Source organism: Nocardioides sp., from assembly GCF_035547795.1.
Taxonomy (GTDB): domain Bacteria; phylum Actinomycetota; class Actinomycetes; order Propionibacteriales; family Nocardioidaceae; genus Nocardioides.
The window spans coordinates 1-15,967 of record NZ_DASZUF010000183.1; the positions used below are offsets into that span (position 1 = coordinate 1).

The following is a 15,967-nucleotide window of genomic DNA, read 5'->3' on the forward strand; positions in this document are numbered from 1 at the left end:
TGCAGCACCTGCAGCGCGATCGCACCGCCCTCGGCGTGCACCGCGTCGGTGACCTCGCGGTGGCGCATCGCGTGTAGCCGCGAGGACATCTCCGAGGCGAACGGCTTGAGCCAGCCGCGCTTGTTCGGCGCGTAGCCGCCGGTCACGATCAGGCCGACGCCACCACGGGCGCGTTCGGCGAAGTACGCCGCCAGCTTGGGGATGTCCCACACGTGATCCTCGAGCCCGGTGTGCATCGAGCCCATCACGACGCGGTTGCGCAGGGTGAGTCCCCCGACCGTCAGGGGGGACAGCAGGTGGTCGTAGGCCATGGCCCGGCATGTTACTCATAAGTAACCATCGGGCGGAAGCCGAGCCGATAGTCCAGTGATTCAGTCGGCAAAGCGTCCTCGCCGTACGATGCGGCCATGCGTCTGCTGCCCTCCGGAGGCCGTCCCGCCCTTGCCGTCGTCGCCATCGCGCTGACCGCGGCGGGTCTGGCCGGCTGCTCCGCCAAGAACACCGCCAGCGACTCGGGTGCCACCACGACCACCACGACCAGTGCCGGGGCCGGCACGAGCCCGGCCGCCTGCACGCCCGACCAGCTGCATCTCTACAGCCCGGGCAAGCTCACCATCGCCACCGACTCTCCGGCGTACGCGCCGTGGTTCAAGAAGAACGACCCGAGCAACGGGGCCGGCTACGAGTCCGCGGTGGCCTACGCCGTGGCCCAGCAGCTGGGCTTCAGCAAGGACCAGGTGACCTGGGTCAAGGAGTCCTTCAACAACTCCTACACGCCGGGGCCGAAGAAGTTCGACTTCGACATCAACCAGATCTCGATCACGCCCGAGCGGGCCAAGGCCGTCACGTTCTCGCACGGCTACTACACCGCCGACCAGGCCGTGATCACGCTGGCGAAGAACAAGGACAAGGCCACCACGCTGGCCGGCCTCAAGAGCCTCAAGCTGGGAGCCGAGACCGCCACCACCAGCCTGACCGCGATCCGCGACGACGTCCAGCCGAGCAGCCAGCCGCTGGTCTTCGACACCGACGACCAGGCCAAGCAGGCGCTCCTGCACGGTCAGATCGACGGCCTGGTCACCGACCTGCCGAGCGCCGGCTACATGTCCAGCGAGATCAAGGGCAGCGTCGTGGTGGGCAGGTTCGCCAACAAGGAGCCCGAGGAGTTCGGTCTGCTCTTCCAGCAGGGCAACCCGCTGGTGACGTGCGTGAACCAGGCCATCGACAAGCTGCAGAGCGACGGCACGCTGACCCAGCTCCAGCAGCAGTGGCTCTCCGGCATGGAGAACGTCCCGGTCCTGAAGTGAGCGACTGGACCCCGAGCGCACTCCAGGTCGAGCGGGCCCGCATCGCCCACGCGATGCGGGTACGCCGGGCCGTGCTCTCGACCGCCGTGACGGTGGTCGTCCTCGGCGCGGCCCTGGCGGTCTTCCTGACCTCGCCGGGCTGGCCGGCCTTCCGCGGCTACTTCCTGTCCTGGTCGAACTTCAAGGGTGCGTTCCCGTCGGTGAGCCGGGGCTTCTGGATGAACATCCGGATCTTCCTGGTCGCTGAGCCGTGCGTCCTCGTGCTGGCCTCGCTGGTGGCGATCTGCCGCCAGTCGCGCTCGCCGTGGCTGGCGCCGCTGCGGATCGTGGCGGTGATCTACACCGACCTGTTCCGCGGAGTCCCCAGCCTGCTGGTGATCGTGCTGATCGGAGTCGGCGTGCCGGCTCTCGAGCTCAACGGCGTCACGACCAGCCTGTTCTGGCTCGGCACGACGGCGCTCACGCTCTGCTACGGCGCGTACGTCGCCGAGGTGCTGCGGGCGGGGATCCTCGCCGTGCACCCGACCCAGTGGTCCTCGGCGGAGGCGCTCGGCCTCTCCCGGACCCAGGCGATGTGGCGGGTGATCTTCCCGCAGGCCGTGCGCCGCGCCGTACCGCCGCTGATGAACGACCTGGTCTCGCTGCAGAAGGACACGGCGCTCATCTCCGTGCTCGGGGTGTGGGAGGCGATGCGCGCGGCCAGCGACTGGCAGGGCTACCACTTCAACGGGACCGCGCTCTTCGTCGCGGCGCTGTACTTCCTCGTCGTCGCCGTGCCGCTGACCCGGCTGACCGACTGGCTGATGCACCGCCAGATCCGCCGCGAGCAGGGGATGGCCTGATGAGCGCGCTGTTGAGCGTGGCGGGCCTGCGCAAGTCGTACGGCGACCGCGTCGTCCTGCACGACATCTCGCTGAGTGTCGAGGCGCACGACGTGGTCTGCCTGATCGGCTCCTCGGGCTCGGGAAAGTCCACCCTGCTGCGCTGCCTCAACCGGCTCGAGCAGATCGACGACGGCGTCATCTCCTACGACGGTCGGGACATCGCCGACCCGCGCGTCGATCCGCGCTCGGTGCGCCGCACGATGGGGATGGTCTTCCAGGCCTACAACCTCTTCCCGCACCTGTCGGTGATCGACAACTGCACCCTGGCTCAGACCAGGGTCCACCGCGTCGCCAAGGGTGAGGCCCGGACCCGGGCGCAGGAGCTGCTGGAGCGGTTCGGGCTGGGGGACAAGGCGACGGCGTATCCCGACGCGCTCTCCGGCGGCCAGCAGCAGCGGGTCGCCCTGGTCCGAGCGCTGTGCACCAGGCCGCGGCTGCTGCTGCTCGACGAGATCACCGCCGCGCTCGACCCGGAGCTGGTCGGCGAGGTGCTCGAGATCGTCCGGGCGGAGGCGGCCGCCGGCATGACGATGGTACTGGCCACCCATGAGATGGCCTTCGCTCGGGAGGTCGCCACCAAGGTCTGCTTCCTCGAGCAGGGCCGGATCCTGGAGCAGGGGCCGCCGGCCCAGCTCTTCGGTGCTCCGCGCGAGCAGCGCACCCGCGAATTCCTCTCCCGCGTGCTGAGCTGACCAGCCTGCCCTTCGCCCGCGCCAGTGCGCTGGCCGCGGGGCTGCCGTTCGGGCCCGACGCGCACGCCTCCCATGCGACGGCGGCATGCGTGTGGGGACCGCCGATACCTGTGCTGCCGGATCCGTCGCACCGGCGCGACGTGAGAGACCTCTCCCGCGAGCCGCTACCGACGGGTAACCTGATCCCATGACCAGTGAGCACGTCGATGTCCTCATCGTCGGCGCCGGGATCTCCGGCATCGGCGCCGCCGCCCAGCTCGGCATGAAGCTGCCCGACAAGGCCTACCTCGTGCTCGAGTCCCGCCAGGCCAGCGGCGGCACGTGGGATCTGTTCCGCTACCCGGGCATCCGCTCCGACTCGGACATGTTCACCTTCGGCTACAAGTGGCACCCCTGGCCCAGTGACCAGTCGCTCGCCGACGGTCACATGATCCTCGACTACCTGCGCACCATCGCGAAGGAGTACGGCGTCGAGGACAAGATCCGCTACGGCCATAAGGTGACCAAGGCCGACTGGGACAGCGACGCCCAGCAGTGGACGGTCGTCGCCGCGACCGACGAGGGCGAGAAGACGTTCACTGCCAACTTCCTGTGGTCCTGCAGCGGCTACTACGACTACGACGAGGGGCACCAGCCGGTCTTCCCGGGCGTGGAGGACTTCGAAGGCACCTTCATCCATCCGCAGTTCTGGCCCGAGGACCTCGACTACGGCGGCAAGAAGGTCGTCGTGATCGGCTCCGGCGCCACCGCCGTCACCCTGGTGCCCGCGATGGCGGACCAGGTGGAGCACATCACCATGCTGCAGCGGACGCCGACGTACGTCTTCTCCCGGCCGGGCCGGGACCCGCTCGCGAAGGGGCTGGGTGCCGCGCTCGGCCTGGTGCCGCGGTTCGTGCCGTTCAAGGGGCTGCGCGAGAAGGCCGGTTTCGAGGCGATCCGCTGGGCGAACATCGGCGTCCTGGTCGGCTCCTACAAGCTCGCCCGGCGCCGGCCGAAGCTGGTCAAGAAGGTGATCCGCGACGGCGTCATCGAGCACCTGACCGCGCGTCCCGGCCAGCCGGGCCTCACCAAGGAGGAGGCGATCCGGTACGCCGACGAGCACTTCAACCCGCCGTACAACCCCTGGGACCAGCGCCTGTGCGCGGTGCCCGACGGCGATCTTTTCCGGGCGATCCGCCACGGCAAGGCCAGCGTCGTCACCGACAAGATCAAGAGGATCGTGGCGGACGGCATCGAACTGGAGTCGGGCAAGAAGCTCGACGCCGACATCATCATCTCGGCCACCGGCCTGAAGGTGAGGTTCTTCGGCGGCGTGGAGGTGCACGTGGACGGCAAGCCGGTCCGGGTCCAGGACACGATGGCCTACAAGGGCGTGCTGCTCTCGGGCGTCCCGAACCTGGCCTTCACCGTCGGCTACACCAACGCCTCCTGGACGTTGAAGGTCGACCTGGTCTGCGAGTACGTCACCAACCTGCTGGCGGAGATGGCCGCACACGGCTACACCGAGGTGGTCGTGGAGCGAGACCCGAGCGTGGCGGCCTCGCCGTTCATGGACATGGAGGCCGGGTATCTGCTGCGCGCCCAGGAGCTGATGCCCCGCAAGGGCGACCGCGGACCCTGGCAGGTCAGGCAGAGCTACCTCTACGACATGAAGGTGTTGAGCGCGGACATCCGCGACTCCAAGGAGCTCCAGTTCAGCTGAGTCGATCCACCTCGGCGGCCCGGTCCTCGGACCGGGCCGCTGTCATTTCGGAGATGTCGATACGCAGGACATGATGTCTCGTGTACCGTGGGTATGTCGTTCGACGTCGACTCGTGGAGGTGATGTGCGATGGCGCCGGTGACTCTCGCCAAGCGCGTCGTGGGTGGCAGCGTGAAGGCGGCCGGCTCGGTCGCGGGCTCCGCGCTGGCCTACCGCCCGCAGGGCAAGCAGGCCTACGAGGACACACTCCGCACGCTGTCCGAGGCCTCGGTCGAGCGCTACTTCAACGCGTTCAAGGACATCGACTGGAACTCGCCGGAGTTCGCCATCGACCCGCGTGACGAACGCTGGATCCTGCCCAAGGTCGACCTGCTCGGTGCACACCCGTGGTACCAGTCGCTCCCCAAGGAGCGTCAGATCGAGATCGGCCGCCACCGGCTCACGGCGGTGACCAAGACCGGCTCCCAGTTCGAGCAGCTGCTGCTCCTGGGCGGCACCCAGTTCCTGCGGTACGTCGCCAACGGCAACCCGGAGTTCCGCTACTTCATGCACGAGCTCACCGAGGAGTGCCACCACATCCAGATGTTCCAGGAGTTCACCAACCGGGCCTGCCCCGAGGTGAGTGGCGCGCCGGCCTGGCTGATGCGCAGCATCCCGCTGGTCGCCATGCTCGGCTCGACGTTCCCGGCGCTGTTCTTCGCGATCATCCTGGCCGGGGAAGAGCCGATTGACCACGTGCAGAAGGACATGATGCGGGCCGGTGGCATCCATCCCCTGCTCGACCGGATCATGTCCATCCACATCGCCGAGGAGGCACGCCACATCGGCTTCGCGCACGCCTGGCTGGAGCACCACGCCCCGCGGCTCAACCCGGTGGAGAAGTTCGTGCTCGGGGTGCTGACGCCGCTGGCGATGCGGCTGGGCTCGGACGCGATCATCATCCCGTCCAAGGCCGACCGGGAGATGATGGGCATCCCCGACGAGGTGGTGCGCGAGGTGTGGGGCGACGGCCCCGAGGCGGCCAAGTTCCGCCGCGACCTGTTCTCCGACGTGCGGATGCTCTTCGACGACCTGGGCCTGCGCGGCCGGACCACCCGCTGGGCCTGGCAGCTGCTCGGCGTCGACGGGCGCCCCGCCCGGTTCCGCGCCCAGCCTGCGAACGCCGCCGCCTGAGCACAGGCCCTAGGGTGGGCCGTCATGGACGGTCGCACGTCGCGCTGGGCGGAACACAACCAGGCTCAGCGACTGCGCCTCGTTCAGGCCGCCATCGACCTGTACGACGAGGGTCGGGCGCAGGTCAGCCTGCACGAGATCAGTGAGCGCGCCGGGGTGAGCCGCTCGGTGCTCTACCGGCAGTTCGCGGACCGGAGCGCCCTGGACCGCGCCGTGCAGCAGCACGTGCTCGACGACCTGTGGTCGCTGCTGGCCCCCACCCTCACCCTGGAGGGCACCATCCGGGGGTCGTTGCACAGGTCGGTGTCGACGTACGTCGACTGGGCGGCCACGCATCAGCAGCTCCATCGCCACACCGACCTCGACATGGTCGCCGACAGCCCGCTGCAGCGCGCGCTCGACTACATCGCCGCGCAGATCGCGCGCCGGCTGATCGCGTGGTTCTCCGCGGCCGGCGCCGAGGTGAGTGCGGCCGACGCCGCCGCCACCGACCCGCTCGCGCACGGGCTGGTCGGGGCGGTCTTCGGCACGGTGCGGCGCTGGGTGCACCTGGGCGCCAAGGTCCCCGACGCCGCCCACCTCACCGACCTGCTGGTGGAGAGCGCATGGGCGCTGATCGACGTACGCGCTCGCAGCTACGGCGTCGTGCTCGACCCCGAACGGCCGCTCACAGGTCCAGGAACCGACTGATGATCAGCTTCTGGATCTCGGTGGTGCCGCCGTAGATCGTCTGGATCCGGCTGTCGATGAACGCCTTGGCGATCGGGTATTCCATCATGTAGCCGTAGCCGCCGTGGATCTGGACGCCGGTGTCGACGGTCTTCTTCTGCAGCTCGGTGGTCCACCACTTCGCCATCGAGGCGAGCGCGGTGTCGGCGGTGCCGGCGTTGAGCTGGGTGATCGCGTCGTTGATGAACAGCCGGGCGATGTAGGCCTCGGTGGCCATCTCCGCGAGCGTGAACGACATGGTCTGGAAGCGGCCGATCGACTTCCCGAAGGCCTTGCGGGTGCGGGCGTAGTCCAGACACATCTTCAGCACCGCCTCGGTCGCGGCGACGGCGATCGAGGCCACCGAGATCCGCTCCTGCGGCAGCAGCGTCATCAGCGAGATGAAGCCCGAGCCCTCGGGCCCGAGCAGGTTCTCCTTCGGCACCCGCACGTCGGTGAAGGAGAGTTCGGCGGTGTCCTGGGCCTTCATGCCGACCTTGTCCAGGTTGCGGCCGCGCTCGAAGCCGGGCATGCCGCGCTCGACGACGAGCAGGCTGATCCCACCCGCGCCGGCGTCGGGGTCGGTCTTGCAGACCACGATCACCAGGTCGGCGTTGATGCCGTTGGAGATGAACGTCTTGGAGCCGTTGAGGATGTAGTGGTCCCCGTCCAGGACGGCGCGCGTCGAGATGCCCTGCAGGTCGGAGCCCGCGCCGGGCTCGGTCATCGCGATGGCGGTGATGGTCTCGCCGCTGACGCAGCCGGGCAGCCACCGGGCCTTCTGCTCCGGGGTGCCGAGGTGGGAGATGTAGGGGACGATGATGTCGGTGTGGACGAAGAAGCCGGGGCCGCTGGCGCCCACCTTCGTCATCTCCTCGTGGAAGACGGCGTTGAAGCGGAAGTCCTTGATGCCGGGACCGCCGTACTCCTCCTCCACGTCGAAGCAGAGCAGACCGGCGTCGCCGGCCTTCTTCCACAGCTCGCGCGGCACGATGCCGTCCTTCTCCCACTGGTCGTGGAAGGGTACGACCTCCTTCTCCAGGAAGGCCTTGCAGGTGGCACGGAAGTCCTCGTGCTCGGCTTCGTAGATCGACGGCTTCGTGGGCATGCGGGCTCCTGCGCTGGGTAGAACAGTCTTACTGTGACAGTGTAACTGTCACCGGTTGTGCTCAGGCGCCCAGCAGGCGGGTCCGGTCGGGCGTGGCGGCGCGCGCGGTGCAGTCGAGGATGGTCCGGACGACCAGGTCGGGGTCGTCGGTCATGGGCACGTGGCCGCAGCCGGGCAGCCAGACGTGCTCCGCGTCGACGAGCAGGTGGCGGGCGCGCAGGGCCTGGTAGGGCAGCAGGACCAGGTCGCGCGTGCCCCAGGCGATCGTGGTCGGTACGTCGGCGCCGTGGCCGTCGTAGCAGTACGCGCCGGTGAACATCCGCTCGATCGCGTCGCGGGAGGCGACCATGTTCCGCAGGTCGGCCAAAGCCGCCTCGGCGTCGATCCGAGTGGGGTGCGCGGCGGCCCAGCCGAAGGCGAGTGCGCGGCCCAGGCGGCGGCGTAGGAGGCGGGGCGCGACCGGCTGGAGGGTGCGGGCGGCGAACTGCACGGTCGCGAAGAGCGAGCGGACGTAGGCGAAGTCGACCGCGCCGTACCAGAAGCCGGCGGGGGCCAGTGCCGTCACGCTGCGTGCCATGCCCTGCTCGGCCATCTCCAGGGCGACCAGAGCGCCCAGGCTGTTGCCGGCGACGTGCGGCCGGTCGAGTCCGGCGTCGTCGAGGAACTCCTGCAACTGCTCGGTCAGCGCCGTGCGGATGGTGCGGTCGCCGGGGTCGAATGCCGGTGACCCGCCGTGGCCCGGCAGGTCCACCAGGAAGACCTCGTGATGCTGCGCGAGCCGCTCCACGACCGGCATCCAGCCGGTGCGCTGGTGGCTGATGCCATGGATCAGGACCAGCGGCTCGCCGTGGCCGATGCGTTCGTACGACAGCACTGTCGCTCCCTCCGGTGCTTGCAAGTGCAAGCGGCGTCGCCGATGGTAATCGTGAGACCGGCGTCACTTCAAGGACTTCTCGACGGCAGTTTGACAGCGGAACTGTGCCAGTCCGTGGTGCTACCGTCCTGCGCCATGACGGAGACGGCGGAGCAGGGGCTGCTCACCATCGACGAGCTGTCGGCGGCGACCGGGCTCTCGGTGCGGACGACCCGCTACTACGCCAGCCTGGGCCTGATCCCGCCGCCGGTACGGCGGGGCCGGATCGCCTATTACGGTCCCGAGCACCGGGCGCGCCTCGACCTGGTCCGGGCGTTGCAGGACCACGGCTTCACCCTCCAGGCGATCGAGCGCTACCTGCAGCGGTTGCCCGAGGACGTCACGCCGGCCGACCTGGCGATGCAGCGTGCCATGGTGACCTCGTGGACCCACGCGGAGCCGGTCCAGACGCTCAAGCGGATCGGCCGGGAGCTGCGCGACCTCGGCCTGCCCCGCGACGCGCTCGCCGCCGCGCAGGAGATCACCGCCAAGCACCTGGACGCCCTCGCCGACGACCTGACCGGCCTGCTGCGCGACCAGGTGGTCGACCCGTGGCGTCGCACCCACCACACCGCGGAGGAGGCCGAGCGGCTCGAGCAGACCCTGCCGCTGCTGCGCGAGCTGACCATCGAGGCGCTCGTGGTCGCCTTCCAGGACGCCGCCAACCGGGCCATCGGACGGGCCCTGCAGCTGGACGAGTGACCTGAGCCACAGTTGACCGTGACAGTTTTGGTGTCACAATCGTCGCATGGCTGAGGCATTCATCTACGACCACCTGCGCACTCCGCGCGGCCGTGGCAAGAAGACCGGCGCGCTGCACGAGGTCAAGCCGGTCGATCTGGTCGTCGGGCTGCTCGACGAGGCGCAGAAGCGCAACCCCACCCTGGACACCGACCGTGTCGACGACATCGTGCTCGGCGTGGTCTCGCCGATCGGCGACCAGGGCATGGACATCGCCCGTACCGCCTCGCTGCTCTCGGGCCTGCCCGAGACGGTGGCGGGCGTTCAGGTCAACCGGTTCTGTGCGTCCGGGCTGGAGGCCGTCAACCAGGCTGCCGCGCGGGTCCGCTCCGGGTTCGAGGACCTGATCATCGCCGGTGGCGTGGAGTCGATGAGCCGCGTCCCGCTCGGCTCCGACGGCGGTGCCTGGGCGATGGACCCGGCCACCAACCTGGCCACGGACTTCGTCCCGCAGGGCATCGGCGCCGACCTGATCGCGACGCTGGAGGGCTTCAGTCGCACCGACGTGGACGCGCTCGCCGCCGAGTCGCACGCACGCGCCGACAAGGCGTGGAGCAACGGCTACTTCGAGAACTCCGTCGTACCCGTCTATGACAAGAACGGCGTGCTCGTCCTGAGCAAGGACGAGCTCATCCGCCCGGGCACGAGCGTGGAGTCGCTGGCGGGACTCAAGCCGTCCTTCGAGCAGCAGGGCCGCGACGGCGGCTTCGACGAGGTCGCGCTGGCGAAGTACCACTGGATCGAGAAGATCAACCACGTCCACCACGCCGGCAACAGCTCCGGCATCGTGGACGGCGCCGCGATCGTCGTGATCGGCAACGAGCAGGTCGGGAAGGACTACGGCCTGCGCCCGCGCGCCCGGATCATCTCCACCGCCGTGATCGGCTCCGAGCCGACCATCATGCTCACCGGTCCCGCGCCGGCCGCCCGCAAGGCGCTGGCCAAGGTCGGCCTCGAGGCCAAGGACATCGACCTCTGGGAGATCAACGAGGCCTTCGCCGCCGTGGCGCTGCGCTTCATGAAGGACATGGGCATCAGCCAGGACGTCACCAACGTCAACGGCGGGGCCATGGCCATGGGCCACCCGCTCGGCGCCACCGGCGCGATCATCCTCGGCACGCTCGTCGACGAGCTGGAGCGCCAGGGCAAGCGGCGCGGCCTGGCCACGCTCTGCGTCGGCGCCGGCATGGGCATCGCCACGATCGTCGAGCTCGTCTGAGGCAGGAAGAGACCAATGACTGACACCGCAGTGAAGTACGACATCGACGGCGACGGCATCGTCACCCTCACGCTCGATGACCCCGGCCAGTCGGCCAACACCATGAACGAGGCCTACGCCACCGCGATGGCGGAAGCCGTCGAGCGGCTGTACGCCGACGCCGACCGGGTCAAGGGCGTGGTGATCACCAGCGCGAAGAGCACGTTCTTCGCCGGCGGCGACCTCAAGCGGATGATGCCGCTGCGCAAGGAGCACGCGGCCGAGGTCTTCGCCGAGGTCGAGGGCATCAAGGCCACCCTGCGCAAGCTCGAGCTGTTCCCCAAGCCGGTCGTGGCGGCCATCAATGGCGCCGCGCTCGGTGGCGGCCTGGAGATCGCGCTGGCCGCCAACCACCGCATCGCCGCCGAGGGTCGTTACGAGATCGGCCTGCCCGAGGTCACCCTGGGCCTGCTGCCCGGCGGTGGCGGCGTCACCCGCACGGTGCGCATGTTCGGCATCGTGACGGCGCTGACCGAGATCCTCGGCCAGGGCACCCGGTTCAAGCCGGAGGCGGCCCAGGCCAAGGGCCTGGTCGACGAGCTCGTCGCCGCCGACCAGTTGGTCGTGCGCGCCAAGGCCTGGGTGACGGAGAACGCCGACGTCGAGGGCGCCGGCCTGCAGCCGTGGGACAAGCCGGGCTACAAGATCCCCGGAGGTACGCCGAGCTCCCCGTCGCTGGCGGCGTTCCTGCCGGCGCTCGGTCCGATCCTGCGCAAGCAGATCAAGCAGGCCGACATGCGTGCCCCGAAGGCGATCCTGTCCGCGGCCGTCGAGGGCGCACAGGTCGACTTCGAGACCGCCACCCGGATCGAGTCGCGCTACTTCGTCTCGCTGGTCACCGGTCAGCAGGCGAAGAACATGATCCAGGCGTTCTTCTTCGACCTCGGTTCGATCAACTCCGGCGCGCTGCGCCCGGCGGGTGTGGAGAAGTACCGCCCGACCAAGGCCGTCGTGCTCGGCGCCGGCATGATGGGCGCGGGCATCGCCTACGTCCTGGCCCGCGCGGGTGTCGAGGTCGTGCTCAAGGACGTCTCGATCGAGGCGGCGGAGCGGGGCAAGTCCTACACCGCCGGCCTGAACGAGAAGGGCGTCTCTCGCGGCAAGATCAGCCAGGAGAAGGCCGACGAGATCCTCGGCCGGATCACCGCCACCGCGTCGGCGGAGGACGCCGCCGGTGCCGACCTGGTCGTCGAGGCCGTCTTCGAGGACGTCGCCCTGAAGCAGAAGGTCTTCAACGAGATCACGCCGTTCCTCGCCGAGGGCGCGCTGCTGTGCTCGAACACCTCGACGCTGCCGATCACGGACCTGGCCAAGGGCCTGGACGGCACCGACGCGGCGGCTCGCTTCATCGGCCTGCACTTCTTCAGCCCGGTCGACAAGATGCCGCTGGTCGAGATCATCAAGGGCGCCGAGACCTCCGACGAGACCCTCGCCAAGGCGTACGACGTGGTGCTGGCCATCAAGAAGACCCCGATGATCGCCCACGACTCGCGCGGCTTCTACACCTCGCGCGTCATCGGCACCGTGATCGAGGAGGGCCTGCGGATGGTCGCGGAGGGCGTGCACCCCTACTCGATCGAGCGCGCCGCCACCCAGGCCGGCTACCCGGTCGGGCCGCTGCAGCTGGCCGACGAGCTCAACCTCGAGCTGATGGTCAAGATCGCCAAGACCACCCGTGAGGCGCTCGGCTCCGAGGAGCTCACCACCACCGAGCGGGTGGCGGGCAAGCTGATCGCCGCCGGTCGCTCCGGCAAGCTCAAGGGCGCCGGCTTCTACGACTACGTCGACGGCAAGCGCACGTCGATCTGGGAGGGGCTCGCCGAGCTCTTCCCGGTCGCCGAGGAGCAGCCGGCGATCGCCGACCTGCGCGACCGGCAGACGTTCATCGAGGCGATCGAGACCGCCAAGACGTTTGAGGAGGGGGTCGTCACCTCCGCCGCGCACGCCAACATCGGCTCGGTCTTCGGCATCGGCTTCCCGCCGGCCACCGGCGGCGCGGCCCAGTTCATCACCGGGTACGACGCCGCCGACGGCAGCTTCGGCATCGAGGCATTCCTCAAGCGAGCCGACGAGCTGGCGGCGGCGTACGGCGAGCGGTTCGCGCCGACGCCGTACCTGCGCGAGATGGCGGCGAAGGGCGAGTCCTTCCCCGCTTGACGTTGAGAGGTCACTTTCTGCGCGTCGAGAAGTCACTTTCGGCTGGTTGAGAGGTCAGATCCGGTGGCCCCGTGGGATCCGTCCCACGGGGCCGCCGGCGTACCTGGTCGCATCTCGGCCGCTCGCGTGGGAGGTGTCGGCCCGACCGGCCGGTGGTCTCTGCGCCGAAAGTGACCTCTCGACCGGCCAGAAGTGACCTCTCGACAGAAACAGACAGGCTTGACTGTTTGTTGCTGACGGGCCAGAGTGGAGGGGTGACGGCGACGACCCCGCGGGTGCCTCAGGAGGAGCGCACCCGGGCGATGCGGGCTCGGCTGCTGGAGGCGGCGGTCGAGGTCCTCGTCGAGCGGGGCTGGGCCGGCACCACCACTACCCTGGTCTCGGAGCGGGCGGGCGTGAGCCGCGGTGCGCAACTGCACCACTTCCCGACCAAGAACGACCTGGTCGTCGCGGCCGTCACCCACGTCATGGAGGGTCGTGGCGGCGACCTGCGAGCGGCGTTCGCGGCGCAGCAGGGCGCCTCGACCCGCGCCGTACTCGACCTGCTCGCCGATCACTTCACCTCTCCCGGCTTCAAGGCGGCGCTCGAGCTGTGGGTGGCTGCCCGCACCGACCCTGACCTGCTCCGCGCGGTGGCTCCGCTGGAGCGCCGGATCGGCCGCGAGGCGCACCGGCTCACCGTCGACCTGCTCCGCGCGGACGAGTCCCGTCCCGGCGTCCGGGAGCTGATCCAGGCCACCCTCGATCTGTGCCGCGGGCTCGGGTTGGCCGACACGCTCTCCGACGACCGCCGCCGGCGGGCCCGGATCCTCGACGAGTGGGCCAAGGTCCTCGACAAGGAGCTGTCATGATCGAAGAGCTGCTGGCCGACCTGGCCGCCGAGAGCGCCGAGCTCCGGGCGCTGGTCGCCGGACTGAGCGACGACGGATGGCGTACGCCGACACCCGCGGAGGGCTGGGACGTCGCCACCCAGATCGCACACCTGGCCTGGACCGACGACTGCGCGCTCGCGGCGGCCACCGACAAGGCCCGCTGGGACGGCATCGTCGCGCAGGCGCTGGCCGACCCGGAGGGATTCGTGGACAGGGCCGCGCTGGCGGGCGGCGCGGTACCGCCGGCGGAGCTGCTGGCCCGCTGGGACATCGCGCGGGAGGCACTGGCGAGCGCGCTGCTGGCGGCCACCGAGAAGCTGCAGTGGTTCGGGCCGCCGATGTCGCCGACGTCGATGGCGACGGCGCGGTTCATGGAGACGTGGGCGCACGGCCTCGACGTCCACGACGCGCTCGGGGTCGCGGCACAGCCCAGCGACCGGGTCCGGCACGTGTGCCACCTCGGCGTACGCACCCGCGGCTTCTCCTATGCCGTCCACGGCGAGCAGGCGCCGGCGGGCGAGGTACGGGTGGAGCTGACAGCGCCCGGCGGTGCGGTCTGGGCGTGGGGCCCCGAGGACGCCGAGCAGCGGGTCACCGGGCCGGCCTGGGACTTCGCCCGTCTGGTCACCCAGCGGGTGCACCGCGACGACACCGCCCTCACCGCCACCGGTGAGGACGCCGATCACTGGCTCAGCATCGCGCAGGCCTTCGCCGGCCCGCCGGGAAAGGGGCGCACCCGTGCCTGAACCGAAGGACCCGATCAAGATCGGCAACTGCTCCGGCTTCTACGGCGACCGGATCAGCGCCATGCGGGAGATGCTCGAGGGCGGCCCGCTGGACGTGCTGACCGGCGACTACCTGGCCGAGCTGACCATGCTCATCCTCGGCAAGGACACGCTGCGCAACCCCGACTTGGGCTATGCCAAGACGTTCCTGCGCCAGGCCGAGGACTGCCTCGCGCTCGCGCTCGAGAAGGGCGTGCGAATCGTCAGCAACGCCGGCGGCCTCAACCCGCGCGGCCTCGCCGAGGCGCTGGAGCGACTCGACACCGGCGCCCGGATCGCGTACGTCGACGGCGACGACGTGCGCGGGAAGCTCGAGGACTTCCCTGACGCGCTGACCGCCAACGCCTACCTGGGCGGGTTCGGCATCGCCCGCGCGCTGGAGGCGGGAGCCGACGTGGTCGTCACCGGCCGTGTGACGGACGCGGCCGTGGTGATGGGCCCGGCGATCTGGTGGCACCACTGGACGCCCGCCGATCTCGACGCACTGGCCGGCGCCGTGGTGGCCGGGCACGTGATCGAGTGCGGCACCCAGGCCACCGGCGGCAACTTCGCGGGTCTCTTCGACGCCATCGACGCCGGCTTGGTGGCCGACCCCACGCAGCCGTTCGGCTTCCCGATCGCCGAGATCGCCGCGGATGGCACCACGGTGATCACCAAGCACCCCGGCACCGGTGGCCTGGTCACCGTCGACACCGTCACCGCGCAGCTGTTCTACGAGATCCAGGGCAGCTCCTACCTCAACCCCGATGTGACCACCGACCTCACCTCGATCCGGCTCCGCCAGCTCGGGCCGGACCGGGTCGAGATCAGCGGAGCCCGCGGCACCGAGCCGCCGGAGCGGCTGAAGGTGGCGGTCAACCAGCTCGGCGGCTGGCGCAACCAGGTGGAGTTCGTGCTCACCGGGCTCGACCTCGACCGCAAGGCGGCGCTGGTGCGGGCCCAGGTCGAGGCGGCCCTGCCGGCCGACCTGCAGCGGTCGTGGTCGGCCTGGCGGGCTCCGGCCCCGGACTCCCCGACGGAGGAGGGCGCCGCGGCGCTGCTGCGGCTGACCGTCTGGTCCGCGGACGAGCAGGCCGTCGGTCGGGCGTTCACCGGCCCGGCGATCGAGCTGGTGCTCGCCTCCTACGCCGGCTTCCACGTCACCGCGCCGCCCGGCAAGCCGAGCGCGTACGGCGTCTACCGGCCGACGTACGTCGACCGCGGGCTGGTCGAGCACACGGTCCACCTGCCCGACGGCAGCACGGAGGTGATCTGAGATGAAGCGTCCCCTCGGCGACCTGGTCTACGCCCGCTCCGGCGATAAGGGCGGCGACGCCAACATCGGGCTGTGGGTGCCCGCCGGCCGCCCCGACGAGGCGGTCGACTGGCTGCTGCGGACCGTCACCGTCGACTGGGTCCGGGAGCTGCTCCCCGAGACCGTGGACCTGGAGATGGACCTGGTCCCGCTGCCCAATCTGCGCGGCATCAACATCGTCATCCACGGGATCCTGGGCGCCGGCGTCGCCGAGGGCGTGCGGTTCGACCCGCAGGCCAAGGCACTGGGCGAGTGGATCCGCAGCAGGTACGTCGACATCCCGGACGGCTTGGTGTCATGAACGACCTGTTCGAGCTCGGCGCCGAGTTCGCCCGCCGCGAGGTGGCGCCGTACCTCCAGGACTGGGAGGACG

The 15,967-nt window shown here is 70.0% G+C and carries 16 protein-coding genes; 13 read left to right on the forward strand and 3 right to left on the reverse strand.

Annotation, left to right across the window (positions count from 1 at the left end; all coding sequences use genetic code 11):
• On the reverse strand, nucleotides 1–311 hold a 311-nt coding region (locus VHA72_RS13665; RefSeq protein ID WP_524538600.1), incomplete at its 3' end, for an oxidoreductase.
• Between the two features lie 96 nt (nucleotides 312–407).
• Here VHA72_RS13665 and VHA72_RS13670 point away from each other — a divergent pair.
• The 6 genes from VHA72_RS13670 (at nucleotide 408) to VHA72_RS13695 (ending at nucleotide 6,448) form a co-directional block, all read left to right on the forward strand.
• A complete protein-coding gene (locus VHA72_RS13670; protein ID WP_325576120.1) occupies nucleotides 408–1,307 on the forward strand; it encodes an ABC transporter substrate-binding protein in 900 nt (299 codons plus the stop codon).
• The gene (locus tag VHA72_RS13675) at nucleotides 1,304–2,149 is read left to right on the forward strand and encodes an amino acid ABC transporter permease (RefSeq protein ID WP_325576122.1); all 846 of its coding nucleotides are present in this window, start codon (nucleotides 1,304–1,306) and stop codon (nucleotides 2,147–2,149) included. Before VHA72_RS13670 ends, VHA72_RS13675 begins: the two co-directional genes overlap by 4 nt.
• Entirely contained in the window at nucleotides 2,149–2,883 is a 735-nt protein-coding gene (locus VHA72_RS13680; RefSeq protein WP_325576124.1) for an amino acid ABC transporter ATP-binding protein, read from the forward strand. Before VHA72_RS13675 ends, VHA72_RS13680 begins: the two co-directional genes overlap by 1 nt.
• Before the next feature lie 187 nt (nucleotides 2,884–3,070).
• Nucleotides 3,071–4,585 (forward strand): flavin-containing monooxygenase, encoded by a 1,515-nt coding sequence (locus VHA72_RS13685; RefSeq protein WP_325576126.1) that lies wholly within the window; start codon nucleotides 3,071–3,073, stop codon nucleotides 4,583–4,585.
• A 129-nt stretch (nucleotides 4,586–4,714) separates the two neighbouring features.
• On the forward strand, nucleotides 4,715–5,758 hold the full coding sequence (locus tag VHA72_RS13690) for an AurF N-oxygenase family protein (protein WP_325576127.1): 1,044 nt from the start codon (nucleotides 4,715–4,717) through the stop codon (nucleotides 5,756–5,758).
• Between the two features lie 24 nt (nucleotides 5,759–5,782).
• Complete coding sequence (locus VHA72_RS13695) at nucleotides 5,783–6,448, forward strand: TetR/AcrR family transcriptional regulator (RefSeq protein ID WP_325576128.1); 666 nt, start codon at nucleotides 5,783–5,785, stop codon at nucleotides 6,446–6,448.
• Here the strand turns inward: VHA72_RS13695 and VHA72_RS13700 are convergent.
• A complete protein-coding gene (locus VHA72_RS13700; RefSeq protein ID WP_325576130.1) occupies nucleotides 6,426–7,574 on the reverse strand; it encodes an acyl-CoA dehydrogenase family protein in 1,149 nt (382 codons plus the stop codon). The genes VHA72_RS13695 and VHA72_RS13700 overlap by 23 nt on opposite strands.
• A 61-nt stretch (nucleotides 7,575–7,635) precedes the next feature.
• Nucleotides 7,636–8,448, reverse strand: a complete 813-nt coding sequence (locus VHA72_RS13705; RefSeq protein ID WP_325576132.1) for an alpha/beta fold hydrolase — start codon at nucleotides 8,446–8,448, stop codon at nucleotides 7,636–7,638.
• 135 nt (nucleotides 8,449–8,583) lie between these two features.
• On the opposite strand from VHA72_RS13705, the gene VHA72_RS13710 reads away from it, so the two are divergent.
• The 7 genes from VHA72_RS13710 (at nucleotide 8,584) to VHA72_RS13740 (ending at nucleotide 15,895) form a co-directional block, all read left to right on the forward strand.
• Nucleotides 8,584–9,189, forward strand: coding sequence for a MerR family transcriptional regulator (locus VHA72_RS13710; RefSeq protein ID WP_325576134.1), 606 nt, complete (start codon nucleotides 8,584–8,586; stop codon nucleotides 9,187–9,189).
• Between the two features lie 46 nt (nucleotides 9,190–9,235).
• The gene (locus VHA72_RS13715; RefSeq protein ID WP_325576136.1) at nucleotides 9,236–10,447 is read left to right on the forward strand and encodes an acetyl-CoA C-acetyltransferase; all 1,212 of its coding nucleotides are present in this window, start codon (nucleotides 9,236–9,238) and stop codon (nucleotides 10,445–10,447) included.
• A 15-nt stretch (nucleotides 10,448–10,462) separates the two neighbouring features.
• Entirely contained in the window at nucleotides 10,463–12,643 is a 2,181-nt protein-coding gene (locus VHA72_RS13720) for a 3-hydroxyacyl-CoA dehydrogenase NAD-binding domain-containing protein (protein ID WP_325576138.1), read from the forward strand.
• Between the two features lie 254 nt (nucleotides 12,644–12,897).
• The gene (locus VHA72_RS13725; protein WP_325576140.1) at nucleotides 12,898–13,494 is read left to right on the forward strand and encodes a TetR/AcrR family transcriptional regulator; all 597 of its coding nucleotides are present in this window, start codon (nucleotides 12,898–12,900) and stop codon (nucleotides 13,492–13,494) included.
• Complete coding sequence (locus VHA72_RS13730; RefSeq protein WP_325576141.1) at nucleotides 13,491–14,261, forward strand: TIGR03084 family metal-binding protein; 771 nt, start codon at nucleotides 13,491–13,493, stop codon at nucleotides 14,259–14,261. Before VHA72_RS13725 ends, VHA72_RS13730 begins: the two co-directional genes overlap by 4 nt.
• Nucleotides 14,254–15,555 carry an acyclic terpene utilization AtuA family protein gene (locus tag VHA72_RS13735; RefSeq protein ID WP_325576142.1) on the forward strand — a complete coding sequence of 434 codons (1,302 nt, stop codon included), beginning with the start codon at nucleotides 14,254–14,256 and terminating at the stop codon, nucleotides 15,553–15,555. Before VHA72_RS13730 ends, VHA72_RS13735 begins: the two co-directional genes overlap by 8 nt.
• A 1-nt stretch (nucleotide 15,556) precedes the next feature.
• Nucleotides 15,557–15,895: an AtuA-related protein gene (locus tag VHA72_RS13740; RefSeq protein ID WP_325576144.1), complete on the forward strand. Its 339-nt coding sequence runs from the start codon at nucleotides 15,557–15,559 to the stop codon at nucleotides 15,893–15,895.
• Nucleotides 15,896–15,967 lie beyond the last annotated feature (72 nt).

Coding starts and splice junctions, on each gene's coding strand:
- VHA72_RS13670 (WP_325576120.1), top strand. CDS start 408: ATGCGTCTGCTGCCCTCCGGAGGCCGTCCCGCCCTTGCCGTCGTCGCC.
- VHA72_RS13680 (WP_325576124.1), top strand. CDS start 2,149: ATGAGCGCGCTGTTGAGCGTGGCGGGCCTGCGCAAGTCGTACGGCGAC.
- VHA72_RS13685 (WP_325576126.1), top strand. CDS start 3,071: ATGACCAGTGAGCACGTCGATGTCCTCATCGTCGGCGCCGGGATCTCC.
- VHA72_RS13690 (WP_325576127.1), top strand. CDS start 4,715: ATGGCGCCGGTGACTCTCGCCAAGCGCGTCGTGGGTGGCAGCGTGAAG.
- VHA72_RS13695 (WP_325576128.1), top strand. CDS start 5,783: ATGGACGGTCGCACGTCGCGCTGGGCGGAACACAACCAGGCTCAGCGA.
- VHA72_RS13700 (WP_325576130.1), bottom strand. CDS start 7,574: ATGCCCACGAAGCCGTCGATCTACGAAGCCGAGCACGAGGACTTCCGT.
- VHA72_RS13710 (WP_325576134.1), top strand. CDS start 8,584: ATGACGGAGACGGCGGAGCAGGGGCTGCTCACCATCGACGAGCTGTCG.
- VHA72_RS13715 (WP_325576136.1), top strand. CDS start 9,236: ATGGCTGAGGCATTCATCTACGACCACCTGCGCACTCCGCGCGGCCGT.
- VHA72_RS13720 (WP_325576138.1), top strand. CDS start 10,463: ATGACTGACACCGCAGTGAAGTACGACATCGACGGCGACGGCATCGTC.
- VHA72_RS13730 (WP_325576141.1), top strand. CDS start 13,491: ATGATCGAAGAGCTGCTGGCCGACCTGGCCGCCGAGAGCGCCGAGCTC.
- VHA72_RS13740 (WP_325576144.1), top strand. CDS start 15,557: ATGAAGCGTCCCCTCGGCGACCTGGTCTACGCCCGCTCCGGCGATAAG.